General features: G+C 37.6%; 16 protein-coding genes. 7 read left to right on the top strand and 9 right to left on the bottom strand.

Translation table 11 applies throughout. The features are described 5' to 3' along the window. Nucleotides 1-104 precede the first annotated feature (104 nt). Entirely contained in the window at nucleotides 105-1,325 is a 1,221-nt protein-coding gene (locus tag ACF3N8_RS02755; RefSeq protein WP_009382399.1) for an ammonium transporter, read from the top strand. Between the two features lie 565 nt (nucleotides 1,326-1,890). Beyond that, on the top strand, nucleotides 1,891-3,225 hold the full coding sequence (locus tag ACF3N8_RS02750; RefSeq protein ID WP_103370597.1) for an IS1182 family transposase: 1,335 nt from the start codon (nucleotides 1,891-1,893) through the stop codon (nucleotides 3,223-3,225). 152 nt (nucleotides 3,226-3,377) lie between these two features. Here ACF3N8_RS02750 and ACF3N8_RS02745 read toward each other — a convergent pair whose 3' ends face one another. Further along, on the bottom strand, nucleotides 3,378-4,802 hold the full coding sequence (locus tag ACF3N8_RS02745) for a phosphate--AMP phosphotransferase (RefSeq protein ID WP_392450198.1): 1,425 nt from the start codon (nucleotides 4,800-4,802) through the stop codon (nucleotides 3,378-3,380). 76 nt (nucleotides 4,803-4,878) lie between these two features. Then, complete coding sequence (locus ACF3N8_RS02740) at nucleotides 4,879-5,601, bottom strand: AAA family ATPase (RefSeq protein WP_009382402.1); 723 nt, start codon at nucleotides 5,599-5,601, stop codon at nucleotides 4,879-4,881. Between the two features lie 130 nt (nucleotides 5,602-5,731). Here ACF3N8_RS02740 and ACF3N8_RS02735 point away from each other — a divergent pair, with 130 nt between their 5' ends. The 4 genes from ACF3N8_RS02735 (at nucleotide 5,732) to ACF3N8_RS02720 (ending at nucleotide 9,107) form a co-directional block, all read left to right on the top strand. After that, a complete protein-coding gene (locus tag ACF3N8_RS02735) occupies nucleotides 5,732-6,262 on the top strand; it encodes a methylated-DNA--[protein]-cysteine S-methyltransferase (RefSeq protein ID WP_009382403.1) in 531 nt (176 codons plus the stop codon). 230 nt (nucleotides 6,263-6,492) lie between these two features. Further along, nucleotides 6,493-7,974, top strand: a complete 1,482-nt coding sequence (mqo, locus tag ACF3N8_RS02730) for a malate dehydrogenase (quinone) (RefSeq protein WP_103370595.1) — start codon at nucleotides 6,493-6,495, stop codon at nucleotides 7,972-7,974. Further along, the gene (locus tag ACF3N8_RS02725) at nucleotides 7,975-8,427 is read left to right on the top strand and encodes a DUF4064 domain-containing protein (RefSeq protein WP_392450196.1); all 453 of its coding nucleotides are present in this window, start codon (nucleotides 7,975-7,977) and stop codon (nucleotides 8,425-8,427) included. 260 nt (nucleotides 8,428-8,687) lie between these two features. After that, nucleotides 8,688-9,107: a DUF4064 domain-containing protein gene (locus tag ACF3N8_RS02720; RefSeq protein ID WP_238093995.1), complete on the top strand. Its 420-nt coding sequence runs from the start codon at nucleotides 8,688-8,690 to the stop codon at nucleotides 9,105-9,107. A 67-nt stretch (nucleotides 9,108-9,174) separates the two neighbouring features. Here ACF3N8_RS02720 and ACF3N8_RS02715 read toward each other — a convergent pair whose 3' ends face one another. The 6 genes from ACF3N8_RS02715 to ACF3N8_RS02690 form a co-directional block, all read right to left on the bottom strand. Beyond that, on the bottom strand, nucleotides 9,175-9,435 hold the full coding sequence (locus tag ACF3N8_RS02715) for a hypothetical protein (protein WP_009382407.1): 261 nt from the start codon (nucleotides 9,433-9,435) through the stop codon (nucleotides 9,175-9,177). A gap of 238 nt (nucleotides 9,436-9,673) precedes the next feature. Next, entirely contained in the window at nucleotides 9,674-10,153 is a 480-nt protein-coding gene (locus ACF3N8_RS02710; RefSeq protein WP_026048981.1) for a pyrimidine dimer DNA glycosylase/endonuclease V, read from the bottom strand. Nucleotides 10,154-10,158: 5 nt separating this feature from the next. Further along, nucleotides 10,159-10,581: a pyridoxamine 5'-phosphate oxidase family protein gene (locus ACF3N8_RS02705; protein ID WP_009382409.1), complete on the bottom strand. Its 423-nt coding sequence runs from the start codon at nucleotides 10,579-10,581 to the stop codon at nucleotides 10,159-10,161. 48 nt (nucleotides 10,582-10,629) lie between these two features. Continuing rightward, nucleotides 10,630-11,004, bottom strand: a complete 375-nt coding sequence (locus ACF3N8_RS02700) for a DUF1722 domain-containing protein (protein WP_009382410.1) — start codon at nucleotides 11,002-11,004, stop codon at nucleotides 10,630-10,632. A 120-nt stretch (nucleotides 11,005-11,124) separates the two neighbouring features. Next, complete coding sequence (locus ACF3N8_RS02695) at nucleotides 11,125-12,657, bottom strand: sodium:solute symporter (RefSeq protein WP_009382411.1); 1,533 nt, start codon at nucleotides 12,655-12,657, stop codon at nucleotides 11,125-11,127. A 40-nt stretch (nucleotides 12,658-12,697) separates the two neighbouring features. Continuing rightward, a complete protein-coding gene (locus tag ACF3N8_RS02690; RefSeq protein WP_009382412.1) occupies nucleotides 12,698-13,579 on the bottom strand; it encodes an N-acetylneuraminate lyase in 882 nt (293 codons plus the stop codon). Between the two features lie 294 nt (nucleotides 13,580-13,873). Here ACF3N8_RS02690 and ACF3N8_RS02685 point away from each other — a divergent pair, with 294 nt between their 5' ends. Next, nucleotides 13,874-14,746 carry an ROK family protein gene (locus tag ACF3N8_RS02685; protein WP_238100948.1) on the top strand — a complete coding sequence of 291 codons (873 nt, stop codon included), beginning with the start codon at nucleotides 13,874-13,876 and terminating at the stop codon, nucleotides 14,744-14,746. A 7-nt stretch (nucleotides 14,747-14,753) separates the two neighbouring features. On the opposite strand, the gene ACF3N8_RS02680 is transcribed toward ACF3N8_RS02685, so the two are convergent. Beyond that, nucleotides 14,754-15,569: a MurR/RpiR family transcriptional regulator gene (locus tag ACF3N8_RS02680; protein WP_009382414.1), complete on the bottom strand. Its 816-nt coding sequence runs from the start codon at nucleotides 15,567-15,569 to the stop codon at nucleotides 14,754-14,756. Between the last annotated feature and the right edge of the window lie 117 nt (nucleotides 15,570-15,686).

Below are 15,686 nucleotides of genomic sequence, written 5' to 3'. Positions count from 1 at the left end.
ATGTTAGTTTTACTAACATATTGCGTTACATTACTTTACCAAAATTTTATTTTACAAAATATTTCATATAAAATAACGATAATATATGAAATGGAGATGATGCGATGAATGCTTCGGATACACTTTTACTTATGTTTTGTACGTTATTAGTTTGGATTATGACACCTGGACTTGCCTTATTTTACGGCGGGCTCGTACAGTCTAAAAACGTGTTGACCACTGCCATGCATAGTATGTCAGCAATTATGGTCGTGACACTGACTTGGATTATTCTAGGATTCTCGCTTAGTTTCGGCGGTAGTCATACTTTAATCGGTGACTTATCATTCTTTATGTTGAACGATGTGAACTTCGACGTTCATAAGGACTTTTCAGAGACGGTGCCCTTCTCGTTAATTATGCTGTTTCAATTAACATTCTGCACCATCGCGGTCTCGATCTTAACGGGGTCTGTCGCAGAGCGCATGAAGTTTATACCGTTTCTCATCTTTATGGTACTTTGGGTTGTGTTTGTATACAGTCCCGTGGCGCACTGGGTTTGGGGTGGCGGTTGGATCCATCAGCTTGGCGCAATTGACTACGCGGGCGGAACGGTTGTACATATTTCATCCGGCGTTTCGGGTCTCGTTCTCGCTTTAATGCTCGGTTCGCGTAACAAGCAAAATATGAAACCGCCGCATAACTTAATGACAACATTGATTGGTGGTATCTTGATTTGGTTCGGATGGTTCGGTTTTAATGCTGGTTCGAGTTTAAGTCTCAACGAAATTTCGTTACTCTCATTGGTGAATACGTTTATCGCGTCAAACTGTGGCGTGCTCGGTTGGGTTATTTTGGAATACGTGACGAAGCAGAAAGTGACGTTGATTGGTACGCTTTCAGGTATGCTTGCGGGTCTCGTGACGATTACGCCTGCAGCTGGTTACGTGAGCTACACAAGTTCGATTATCTTAGGGATTGTCGGCGGTATGGCGTGTTATTACGTCATCACGCATCTCAAGATTTTATTGAACTACGATGACGCACTTGATGCATTCGGCCTGCATGGTGTCGGCGGCATTATCGGTGCGATTGGTACTGGTTTATTCCAACAACATAGCGTTAACGGCGATATCGTTGACGGTCTGTTGTTCGGCGGTGGCTTCTACCCTGTGTTCGTTCAAGTTGTTGCTGTAGTTGCGACCATCGCGTTTAGCGTCGTGATGACTTTCTTAATTGCGACACTAATCGGCCGCTTCACACAGCTTAGAACGTCTAAGCACGAAGAGTCGAAAGGCCTCGACCACGTGTTTCACGGGGAACATGCCTATAATTATGAAGTATAGATATTTCATGGGGCCGATTCAGGTGCCCCTCCTTGAAAAGCCCTTGGAGAAATTCGTTTTATTGCGAATTTCTTCAATTTTTTGGTGGGATGTATGCAATTTACATGTAATTCTTTAGGAAAATGGGGGCTGGCGCCTGGAACTAGGGTTGTGAGGGTATACGGTTTATCACGTTTGAAAGCTAATCAAGTCTCAGAGCCTTTCAAACTTGATGACGAAACCCTAATCAAGTCTCAGGGGGCTTCAAACTTGATGACGAAATCTTAATCAAGTCTCAGGGCCTTTCAAACTTGATGACGAAATCCTAATCAAGTCTCAGAGCCTTTCAAACTTGATGACGAAACCCTAATCAAGTCTCAGGGCCTTTCAAACTTGATGACAAAATCCTAATCAAGTTTCAAGCTAAGCCCCCATAACCTAAAAAAGAAGACACGCCCTCGCGTGTCTCAGACTGTCGACAAAGTCCTACGGACTTGTCGGCATTTTTTATTTTTCAATATTTTACATAACAACCTGTTTGCCCATTTCTAGTATAATAATAGTAATAAGATATTGAGGTGATAGTATGCTAAATAAATCTTCCAATAACAGAGAACAATTTGAAATGATTTCAATATCTCAGTTAGTTCCTGATGATCACTTGTTACGTAAAGTTGAAAAAGTCTTAGATCTTAACTTTGTTTATGATTTAGTGAAAGATAAATACTGCTTAGATAATGGCAGACCTTCTATAGACCCTGTAATTCTAGTAAAAATCCTTCTAATTCAAAAATTATTCGGTATTAAATCTATGAGACAAACTATAAAAGAAATTCACACTAATGTAGCGTACCGATGGTACTTAGGTTATGGATTCTTTGATAAAGTCCCTCATTTCGGTACTTTTAGCAAAAACTATACCCGCCGATTTTATGATAATAAGGTATTTGAAGAAATCTTCCAACACATCTTAGAAATTGCTTTTGAAAATGATCTTATTAATACCGAGCAAATTTTTATCGATTCAACTCATATTAAAGCCAATGCCAATAAAAATAAATATATTAAGAAAGTTGTTCAAATTGAAGCCAAAGCATACCAAAAAGAATTGGATGATGAAGTAAATCTTCTAAGAAAAGCCGATGGAAAAAAGCCTATAAAAAAGAAAAAGGAAGTGAAAACTAAATATATAAAAGAAAGTAAAACTGATCCAGAGTCTGGTTATTATGTGAAGAGCGAGAGAGAAAAGCAATTTGCCTATTCGCTACATGCATGTGTCGATAGACACGGCTTCATTTTAGATTCACATGTCACTCCAGGAAATGTCCATGATAGTACACAATTGAAACCTATGATAGAAAGAATGGAGAAATTAGGTTTAAAGGCGAGATATGTAGCAGTTGATTCTGGTTATAAGACTCCAGCTAACGCACACTATCTTATTGAAAAATTAATGATACCCGTGATGCCGTATACTCGGCCAAAAGGAAAAGAAGGTTTCTTCAAAAATCGCGATTTCATCTACGATGAATATTATGATAGTTATATTTGTCCTAATGATGAGTTTTTAACTTACAAAAGAACTATGCCCACTGGACACAGACTATATATGTCAAGTTCTGACACATGTCGTGAATGCCCATTATTGAGTAAATGTACCGAAAATAAACAGTTTCAAAAACAAATCCAAAGGCATGTATGGCAAGATGATTTGGATATAGTTGAAGACTTAAGGTTTATGGATTCAATTAAAAAAATATATAAAATGAGAAGCCAAACAATAGAAAGACGATTTGGTGATGCTAAAGAGCAACATGGTATGAGATGGACACGTTTTCGAGGTTTAGGAAAGGTGACAATGGATACGATGTTTACTTGTGCTGCGATGAATTTGAAAAAAGTAGCTACGTGGCTTACATAAGAGTCCGTGAGGACTTCTATTTTAAAGAATTTTATACATATTTTCGAAAAAATCATAAAAAAACAAACTACCGTTACACTTTTTATATGCTATAACGATAGTTTGTCTACAGTCTGAGACACGCCCTCGCGTGTCTTCCTTATTTAAATCAACTAATCATGTATAACACCAAATAACTCAGCTTCACAAGTACGAATTACGTGCTTCAACACTTTAATTCGAGCTGTCTTCTTATGATTGGTCGCAATCACATGCCACGGCGCGTAAGATGTATGCGTTTTATGAATCATATCTAAACTTGCTTCTTGGTACTCGGCCCATTTATCTCGGTTGCGCCAATCTTCATCCGTTATTTTCCAATTCTTGTCAACGTTTTCAACACGGTCGTTAAAACGTTTCAATTGTTCATCTTTATCAATCGTTAAGAAGAACTTTAAGATAATCGCGTGCTCGTCCGTCCACATTTTTTCAAAGGCATTAATCTCATCATATGCACGTTGCCATTCATCCACAGTCGCAAAGCCCTCAACACGTTCGACCAACACACGACCATACCAACTGCGGTCAAACAACTCAATGTGCCCTGACTTAGGCATATCTTTCGCAAAGCGCCATAGATAATGACGGTTCAATTCGTCTTCAGTCGGCGCACCAATCGCGTTTACCTCATATCCCGTCGGATCAAGCTTTTGACGAAGGCGTTTAATATTACCGCCTTTACCAGCTGCATCCATACCTTCATACACGATGATAAGCGGAATCTTTCGCTCATACAACGCAAATTGGAGCTCAGTTAGACGTGATTGCAATGCATCAATTTGTTGATCATAAGCATCCTTTTTCACCTTATCCGTCATCATCTCGAATGCATCATCTGAAAAGCCCTCTGTGAAATGTCCGTTTCTTTCAGTGCATTTCCTTTCATGACGAGAAATCGCAGCCTCTAAACGTTGAATCATGTGTTCATACATTAGAAGCGTCGCATGTTCGCGGTTCGTATAATCGATTACCTCCCAATCTTGAGATTCATCAACAAACGCTTTCATATTCGCTTCGTAAATTTTAGATTCAATGACATCTTCGTATTCTTGCGCTTTCCACTTCGTTAACGGATTCTGACGCATTTCTCTAATATGCTCTAAGCGCTTCTCTTCGTCAATCTCTATATAAAACTTAATAATCTCATGATTGTCTGCAATTAACATACTTTCAAATTGGTGAATTTGCTCTCGTAACGTTTGATAATCTTTGTAGAAGTCTTCCTTAATACGGTTCTCTTTAAAATCGATATAATGCGCATACCAACTTCTGAAATACACATTAATATCACCTTTCTTAGGAAGACCGTTCCAATACTTTTGGAAAAATTGATACCTTAAATCCTCTTCAGATGGCGATTTCGTAGCGATGAAGGAACTATACTTACCGTCTAAAGTTAGTAACAGTTCATTACATAAACGCGTTTTACCTGAAGCTGGAATACCCTCAAATAAAATCATCACAGGTATACCAAGTTCATGCGTTTGACGCGTTAGCTTTGCGACTTTTAATGCCAATGTTTCAATTTGTTTATTCAATCCACTCACCTCATTATTTATAATTATAATTAAATAGGCGTAGTGAAACAAATTATTTTTATGAACTTTAATTAAATTATTCTTCTAACTCATCGATAAATAAATAATTCAACATCTTATCAGGATTTTCTAAAAACGACTTCATCACAATATAATGATCTGTTTCTTTATAATCAACCTGCTCGATACCGTCGTCGTTCAGTTCATAAATTTCAGCATTAGGATATGACATTAAAATAGGTGAATGAGTTGAGATAATGAATTGACACCCTTTTTGAACGAGGTCATCAATCAAACGTAGCATGGTTAATTGACGCATAGGCGATAAAGCAGACTCAGGTTCATCTAAAATATATAAACCGTTCGAACCAAAGCGATGCGTCATTATCGATAAGAAGGCTTCGCCGTGCGAACGTTTGTGAAGCGACTTTCCACCGTAATTATTCCACTTTGAATCTGTATACCGATCTTCTATCATCGTCGCCACATTATACATGCCTTCAGCCCTTAGGAAGAAGGTATCCTCTGGCAAGAATAATTTCGACAACGTGATTTCTTCATGCAATCCGGCGTGTGTTTCACGTGTTGCGAAGTTAAAATTTCGGCCTCCACCTTCAGCATTCATACCATAATTCACCGCAATTGCCTCAATCAACGTAGACTTACCTGAACCATTTTCACCTACAAATATCGTAACGGGCTTTCTAAATCGAAACGTATCAAGTGCACGTATTGCTGGAATGTTATGCCAATATGCGTTTTCCTTTTCAAAATGTGTGCGCAAACCTTTAATAAACATGAAGTACGCTCCTCTATTACGTCTTAACTTTATTGTAGACCCCAGCGTATACATTCGCAATTTAGCGAAGACGTAGCTTCATTTGGTACACTAGAGCTAACTCAAATCTTTCAAGAAGGATGGTGCGCTTATGTATTGGACGATTTATACGTCCCCAATAGGACCATTAACGGTAACAGCTGACGATACACATTTAACAGGCATTTGGTATGAGCAACAATGCGACACGTCGCATCACACAAAGATTGATTTGAATGAGCATGATATTATTACACAAACGACCGCGTGGTTAGACGATTATTTCCGAGGCAATCACGTTACCTTTCCAGAGATTCCGATTAAGTTTCAGGGCTCTCATTTTCAAGAGGAAGTGTGGCACCATTTAAAAGCCATCCCCTATGGCGAAACGACTACATATGGCGCCATCGCGCAACGCGTTGCAGAGGCACGTGGCATTACCAAAATGTCCGCTCAAGCTATCGGTGGTGCAGTGGGCCGCAACCCGATTTCAATCTTAGTACCGTGTCATCGCGTAGTTGGTGCGCATCGCGAGCTTACAGGATATGGTGGTGGCATAGATAAAAAAGTCTACCTACTCGAACTTGAAGGTCATGATATAAACGATTTCAAGATGCCAAAATCTCACCCTGAGGAAAAATAAAAGTAGCTATTGAAAGCGTTAACACAATTTTAACGTTTTCTTTAGTTATTTTTAATTTATTGATTTACAACGGGACAATTTAGGATTACTATTTTAATAGAGGGTTTTTTGGCGTACATTTTGTCAACTTACTTATTTTTTTGAACGAAGTCATCAGATGACTAGATGAATTTTGTGGGTAATATATTATAATAGAATGTATGTATTTTATTTTGAAAGGTGGAAATCTTATGAGTACTCCTAAATCTAAAGATATTATTTTAATAGGGGCTGGTGTCTTAAGTACAACGTTTGGTACTTTACTTAAACATATTGAACCTAACTGGAACATCAAAGTATTCGAACGTCTTGATCAACCTGGTATTGAAAGTTCAAACGAGCGTAACAACGCAGGTACTGGACACGCTGCATTATGCGAATTAAACTACACAGTTAAACAACCCGATGGTTCTGTTGATGTGGAAAAGGCTAAAGTGATTAACGAGCAATTTGAAATTTCTAAACAATTCTGGTCATTCTTAGTAGACCAAAAAGAAATTAAAGATCCAAAATCATTTATTCACCCACTACCTCATATTAGTTTCGTTCAAGGTATCAACAATGTAGACTTCCTTAAGAAACGTTATGAAAAGCTTAAACAACACCATATGTTCAAGGACATTGAATATACGGAAGACCGTGAAGTAATGAAAAAATGGATTCCATTAATGATGAATTCACGTACATCACAAGTTAAAGTCGCAGCAAGTAAAATTGACGACGGTACAGACGTGAACTTCGGTGAGTTAACACGTCAAATGGCGAAAAACCTTGATGAATACGATAAAGCTGAAGTACGTTACTGCCATGAAGTTGTAGACTTCAAACAACTTGACGATGGTCGTTGGGAAGTTACAGTTCACGATTTAATCGATAAAACTACTCAATATCACGTAGCTGACTATATCTTTATCGGTGCAGGCGGTCACGCAATTCCGTTATTACAAAAAACGAAAATTCCTGAAAGTAAAAACTTAGGTGGCTTCCCTATCAGTGGTGCATTCTTAGTATGTAACAAGCCTGAAATTGTTAACCAACACAATGCGAAAGTTTATGGTAAAGAACCACCTGGTACACCTCCAATGACTGTACCTCACTTAGACCGCCGTTTCTTAGGTGATGAAGAAAGTTTATTATTCGGGCCTTTTGCTGAAATCGGACCTAAATTCTTGAAGAATGGTTCTAACCTAGACTTATTCAAATCAGTTAACCCTAACAACGTGTTAACAATGTTATCATCAGCAGTTAAAAACGTACCTTTATTAAAATACTCTGTTCAACAAGTTTTAATGAAGAAAGAAGATCGTATGCAAGAATTACGCCGCTTTGTTCCAGACGCTAAAGATGAAGATTGGGACTTATTAATTGCTGGTAAACGTGTTCAAGTCATTAAAGACACAGAGGAATACGGTAAAGGATTCATTCAATTCGGTACTGAAGTCGTGAATTCTAAAGACCATTCTGTTATCGCGTTACTAGGTGAATCACCAGGAGCTTCTACATCGGTTTCAGTAGCGCTAGAAGTGTTAGAGCGTAACTTCTCTGAAAAGATGGGCGATTGGGACGCGAAACTTAAAGAAATCATTCCTTCATATGGTCAATCTTTAATTGAAGACGAAGCGTTATTACAACAAATTCGTGCGAAATCAGCTCAATCATTACAATTAAAATAATTGATTAATCGAACTAAAGAACGTATCCTCGCTTGGATTGCGAACGCCTTAGAAGTCTTTTCTATCTTATTTTCAGCGATACTCTTATACACTGCATTCTCAACGCCACAATTGTTTGAAGCCACTTTAATGACCGAAGAAGATATAAACGTCACGCAAATCGAACAATTTTCAACTATTTTCATAGGCATGTCTACATTTATGTTCATTACGAGTGTAATCTTCATCGTTCTCGGTATCTTGGCCACATTATGGATGGGCAAGAAAGACAAACCCGCTTCCATTATATTCATTACAATTGGTGCCATTTCGCTACTAGGGAATACGATTGCAGGCATACTTTGGTTAATAACTGGCATTATGCTCATCTCACGTAAACCTAGCCCGAATACACCGATTGACTCAAACGATCACGAAGCACCTCAATCAAATCAAGATTCGTTTCGCTATTAAATCGTGCATCCACTGACATGTCTTAAATTTCTTAATTTCCCTTTTTGAAAAGCCCTTTCAATTCTATGCGTCTTTCATAGAGTTATGTATCTTTTAGAAAACCCCAAAGCAATAGCGTTCAACAATATCTAAGTCCCACTGAAATACGTAAATTCTAAAATCTAATCGTTATTAACATTATGAATTTGTTGAACTTTAACACATGAATTGAATTTTGCAATTCTAAAACATATAATAAAAGAAAAAAGGGAGTTTCAACAATGACAGACCGAAAGAAAGAACGCGTTCTTGCATGGATAGGGACAGTACTACAAGGTTTAACCTTACTATTTTCTTTAGGCTTTCTTATCTTTGTATTAGCTTCACCAACCTTCATAAAAAGCGACTTAAATGCTGATCCTACCATAAAGGCTTATGAAGTCGACACGATGTATACCTTCTTTATAGGATTTGCAGCAGTTATATTTATATTAAGTCTCACTTTCTTTATTCTAGGAATTATCGCAACACGTAAAATAGGTAAAAGTGATCGTACAGCTTCGTTAATGTTAATTATCATCGGCGTAATATCACTACTTGGCAATACGTTAGCAGGCGTTTTATGGTTAATCGCTGGTATTATGCTTAATAATCGAAGAAAGTACGAACGCCAAGTTGGCCATAACCAATATACTTATTAAACATAAGCCCATTGAATCTCATAACAAAGCCTCGTTCGGACAATCTCCTTACGAGGCTTTTCCTAAATTATGAATTGTCATTGTTACGGTGAGCTTGCGCACGATGCCATTCACCATATAAAAACAATAGACCGACGACCGTCATTAATATAGTTGGCAAGAGTCCTATGCGAATCATGTTGGTTTGATACATATAACTTACGCTAACAACTAGCAAGATTGGAACGATCAAGCCAAGTAAACGATTGCCACTTTTTGATAAGACATACTGAATCGCTAGTAGTAGCCCATAAAATAACACTGTTAATATACTAGAAATAACTTCCACACAATACCTCCCTTAATCTTTAAATTTTTGAATAACTTTAACTGCAACTTTATGAATTAAAACTAAAGTAATGAAAGTTAAAATCCACACAATTAGTGTATGAATCACGTTTATTCACCCTTTTGAAATTTGCTTTATATTTAAAACTTATCATTTCAATCATCATAATTAGCTTAAATCCATCTTAAATAACCTTAATCCTGGCATTAAAAAAGCCCTTCGATGCTGAAACTAGCAATCAAAGGACTTTCTTAATATTACACCTTGGTGAAATTTTGTCATTGCACCACTTTTCATGAAGCAACGTGATATACTTCTCGTAAACCGCTTCGCCATACACGCGATCGTCTTGATAACAATAAAATGGTGGCAACGGTTCTCGGCTAAAATAATTCTCTTTATCATAATGAACAATGAGTCGCTCTAGCTCACTTAAATCCTGTTTAAACGCGTCGGAACGCATACCGCCGCGTCTCATGTGCTCAATATTCATTGCTTTTAACATTTCAAAGGTATCGATGATATAAGGCTTCCCATCGTGATACACGTGCTGCACAATGGGATGATTTAAGTAGCCTTTCTTACCTTCAATTAAATCTAAAGCCTTTAAACACGTTCGAATGATTTGATATAGCTCTAGAACTTGTTTCGATAAACGACGATTATCGAGATATCGTGCGCTTATCATATGGTCTTCATGAACTCTAAATATCTGCATGTGACTTATAGATCGATTTCAACTGGAGAATCGACTTCATCATCATTCATAATTTTAGCTTTTTTAGGTGTAAGTTTTAAAACTACTAAATCTGGGTCTTTTGAAGAATCGAAGAAACTTTTATCTTGCGTTTCCCATAACTTATCAATTGTTTCTTGATCTTTTTTAATTTCAATATCCGCATAAATTTCTAAGAAGCTATTATTGTCCGTTTCGTTATAACCTAATAAAACGTGCGTAACAGGATTATGCTCAATTTCTTCAATCTTCATCGTTTTATCGCTCGTTTTAGTATATAGTGTTAAACCATCGTGATAGAAAACCATGTATCTACTGTTAGGTACATCGTTGTAAGAAGTAGACATAACACCTACTTTAGATGCCTCTAGAATCTCTTGCATACGTTTTTCAACTTGTTCTTTATTCATTATAATCACCTCATTACATATTTTGCCATTTACAAATGATTAGAAACATTAACCATTGAACTGCATGATATAAGATTGTTTTAAATACTTTTGATCGTACTTTTGAACTAAATTCCTAATATAATCAATCAGTTCTTTGTCGCTCGCTTCATCCTTTTGAAAAGCCCCATATAATGACATATAGGTATCTTTTTCTTCATTTGTTGCGTACTTCTTAAAGTAACCCCACAAATGACTAAACGTATTTAATAAAGCACCTTTATTAATATCATGTTGTTTATATATTTTAAAAATTTCTTCTTCTAAAGTTTCATATGAAACATGTGACTTCATGCATTCCTTAATATGGTTATAATGTTCATAACCATGCATCATCACAACATATTTATGATAGCGCCATAGCGCTTCCGCTTCATTAGCCATAACATCACCTTCTTATATTAACCTTTACCCATCTAACCCCTACTTCTATAACAAAAAAGCTTCAAAATGTCTCACTCAATAAAGACATTTTGAAGCTCATATATAACATGTATTTAAAACCTAAATCTTCTTAATTTCTTTTCTCACGTAGTTGGTTGGTACATCTTTCTCATAAATCGTAAGACCCGTGATGTCCTTTTGCTTAGGAACGATTAAACTGATAAAGTAACCTGCCACGAATGACACTAAGAATGACGCGATTGAAACAAGGAATGGTGATCCTGCGCCACCGAAACCGCTTGTTTTCAGGATATAAGTGAGGATGATACCTAATACTAAACCAGATATAACACCCACAGTATTCGCGCGTTTCGTAAAGATAACTACTGCGAAGATACCAGCTAAAGGTACACCGAATAGTCCAGTAATTAATAAGAATAAGTCCCAGATACTATTTGAATCGTTCGCAATTAAGTACATTGAAGCGCCGAAACCTAATAAACCAGCTAAGATAATCGTTAATCTCGCAAATTGAACTTCTTTTTTATCATTGGCTTTTCCAAAGAAGCGTTGCTTAATATCAACGGAAATACACGCTGAAATCGAGTTGAGACTTGATGAAATGGTTGATTGCGCTGCCGCAAAGATAGCCGCAATTAATAATCCAGCTACAAATGGTGGCATTTCCATCAAGATGAAATATGGCACGATTGCTGATGTATTGAAGTCTTTCGGTAATGCGTCCGCATGCTGATAGAATGAGTAAAGCATTGTACCCATACCAAAGAATATAGGTGCTGAAATCATCGCTAAGATACCGTTTGTCCAAAGCGATTTATTCGTTTCTTTCTGAGAATCGGATGCTTGATAACGTTGCACAACGTCTTGGCTCGCGGTATATTGTTGCAAGCTGTTAAAGACGTTACCTAAGAAGATAATTGGAATCGCTGCAGCTGCCGCACTAAATTTCCAGTTGTCAGCGCTAATTAATTTCTTATTTGAAATCGCATCTGTAACGAGCGTATCCCAGCCGCCATCAATCTTCATAATACCAAGAATGATAATAAAGATGGCACCGCCTAGTAAGATGACCCCTTGAATGAAGTCGCTCCATACAACACCTTCAAAGCCACCTAAGAATGTGTAAATGATACATAAGATACCCACTAAACTCGCTACTACAAATGGGTTAATATCAGATACGGATGTAATCGCAAGTGTCGGTAAGTAAATAACGATTGCGACACGTCCTAGGTGAAAGACGATAAAGAAGAGTGAACCGAGTAAGCGCACTACTGGGCTGAATCTCGCTTCTAAATATTCGTATGCCGAAGTGACCTTTAACTTTTTGAAAAATGGCACGTAGTAATGGATTAAAATTGGTACAATCGCAATGATTGAAATGTTACCAGCTATGTATGTCCAGTCTGTTAGAAAGGCCTTTTCAGGCGTGGACATAAACGTGATCGCACTTAAAGTTGTCGCATAAATTGAGAAACCGACTGCCCACGATGGTAGGCGACCACTAGCCGTGAAGAAAGCATCTGTATCCTTCCCGGCACGCTTTGAAAAGTACAATCCGATTAATAACATGACGAGTAAATATGAAATGATTGCTATCCAGTTCCACATGCCAAAACCGATATGCTGCATAAATAACATCCCCTTTAGTTATAAAGTTTTACGCTAAGTGCTATGCATCGATGCGGCTAACGAGTTCATTTAACGCTTCTCTATAATTCTCATTAAATGGTAAGAATGGTTGCTTTGGCAGACCACTATCAATGCCGCGTAGCTTCAAGATTTCCTTTAAAGTTGGATAAATGCCCATCGCAAGAATATCTTCGATCATGTCGTTCATTTGGTGTTGTACTAGATAGGCTTCTGTAATATTACCCGCATTTATGTGATTTACAACCTTTCTCGCTAAGCGACCGTTAACGTTGTATGTCGATCCTATCGCGCCGTCTACGCCTGATACTAAAGCTTGCGTCAGCATTTCATCGAATCCTGAAAAGATGAGTTTGTCAGGAAAAGCCACACGTAAACGTTCTAATAGGAAGAAATTAGGTGACGTATATTTCACACCGATAATTTGTTCATGCTCGAATAATTCACGAAATTGTTCTATTGAAATATCTACACCCGTTAAGCCAGGAATCGAATAGATGATTAAATTGTTATCGATAGCATCTACTAAGTCGAAATAATAATTTTTAATTTCTTCAAATGTAAAAGGATAATAGAATGGTGTCACTGCCGAAATCGCGTCGTAACCAAGTTCCGTCGCGTATTGTCCTAGCTCTATCGCTTCATTAATATCGAGCGCACCGATTTGAGCGATTAAATTCGCGTCTTCCGAAACATTTTCTCTCACGAGTTTAAAGATGCGTTTCTTCTGTTCTTTATTAAGTAGAAAGTTCTCACCTGATGACCCATTGACGTATAAGCCATCTAATTGTTCTGTTTCAAGCGCGTTATTTGCGATTTGAATTAGACTTTCCTCTTTGATTTCACCTTTTTTGTCGAAAGGTACTAGTAATGCTGCGTATAGACCTTTTAAATTTGAATGCATGGTCTGAATCCCCCCATTTACTCATTAAAAACCTAGATGCATATTTTATGTACTTTTGTTTAAAATGAGGATTTATAATATTTATCACACATCAACTATATCTAACTTAAATTGTAAACGCTTTCAAAATGGTGTACAATACTTTTATGAAAATATTCATCAAAAAGACACTAATTTGTTGAAAATCTTTTTCAAAATTGGGCGCTCGTTGTTAAAAAAGTGCATGTAAATGCATAGTATTTACGGGAAACACGATGTAGAATTTGTAGTGATAATACATAGGAGGTTGTGGAAATGTTGGCGATTGCGATAGATATTGGTGGAACGTACATCAAAGGGGCTGTGATAAAGGATAAGGTTGAAATTATTGATTATGTGAAGGTCGCAACACCTGATAATGTGTCGACGTTAATTGTGGATAGCGTTCGCGACATCATTCTAAAGTTTCGTGCTCAATATCACTTACAGGATGTTAAAGTTGGGATTTCAAGTGCGGGTGTTATAGATGAAGCTACGTGCGAAGTCATTCTCACTGGGCCTACAATTCAAAATTTTAACGGCACGAATTTCAAATCGCACTTAGATGACATTTGCTCAGAACTCTGTGTTTATAACGACGTGAACGCTGCGTTACGCGGTGAACTGATGTTGCATCCATATAATGAGGACAATATCTTCTGCCTGACACTCGGTACAGGGATAGGCGGCGCCTTCTATAATCATGCGACGGGCATTTATACAGGGTCACAAAGCCGTGCGAACGAAATTGGTTATCTCTTATATCGAAGTGAAGACGACACAACTTATGAAATGCGTGCTTCGACTTCAGCGCTTAAAGACCTTATGATTGAAAAGGACTTTGAATATGAAACGAACGTGCCAAAGTTATTCGAACGTGCTCAAGCTGGCGACGTCAAAGCGAACGACATATTAAATACATGGAGTAAATACGTCGCTGAAGGTATTGCGCAAATTCAAATCATCTATGATCCTAGCTTAATTCTAATTGGAGGCGGTATATCCTCTCAAGGTGAGCACTTACTCAAATATATTCGCCCTAAAGTGCATCATTACTTGCCACAAGACTATGATATCGCACCGCTTAAAACGACACGTTCTAAAAACGACGCAGCGCTATTCGGTGCCATTTCGAATTTATCTGAATAAGGTAACCCTATTTATCAGGGGCTTCGACAGAATCTAGAATAACGTCTTTCGTGTGTAAGTAAACCTTTCTTAAATAATCGTCTTCTAAGAGAAGATAACTCACGATATCGATAAGAAACATCGTCGCAATTTGGCTATTCACAAATTGTGCATCTCTTATGCGCGACTGATCCGATGTAATTAATACTAAATCTGCACATTCCGTAAGCGGGCTACCTTCGTAATTCGTAATTACAACAACAGTCGCTCCTTGTTCATGCGCCACCTTAGCCGCCGCGATTAATTCTTTCGTGCGCCCACTATTTGATATCGCAACAAACGTATCAGAAGAAGAAAGCAATGACGCCGATATAATCATTTGGTGCGCATCCGTTGATACAGAACCATTTAATCCCATGCGGCTCGTTCGATAGTAAAACTCTGTCGCAGACAATCCTGAACTCCCGAGTCCTGCGTAATTGATTTGTTTACTCACTTGTAAGTGCTTTACAAACTGATTGACCTTTTCATTAGAGAGAAACTCACCCGTTTGTTGAATAATGTTCTGATGATACTTATGCATCTTTTGGATAAGCGGACTATTCTCTATTGTTTGCTCCGTCATTTCTTGTTGTAGGCTAAATTTCATATCTTGAAAGTTCAGATAGTGTAACTTATTGCTAAACCGCGTAATTGTCGCAGGAGATGTGCCAATGATATAAGCGAGTGAACTGATACTAGAAAACGCATCATCATAGCCGTTGTCCTGAATAAATTGAACAATCTTCCTATCCGTCTTTGTAAACAAGTGTTGATAGCGTTGAACCCGATTCGCAAATTTCATATAGAGCGCCCCTTTAATCATGAATTAAGGTTAGTATACATGAAAATATTTTTCACTTCTATATTTTATATTGATAATTATTTTCTTAGTGGTATATTGTAGTTAATCACACACAAC

The sequence above is a fragment of the Staphylococcus massiliensis genome (assembly GCF_043186315.1).
Classification (GTDB): domain Bacteria; phylum Bacillota; class Bacilli; order Staphylococcales; family Staphylococcaceae; genus Staphylococcus; species Staphylococcus massiliensis.
This window is presented reverse-complemented; position numbering and strand designations above follow the sequence as displayed.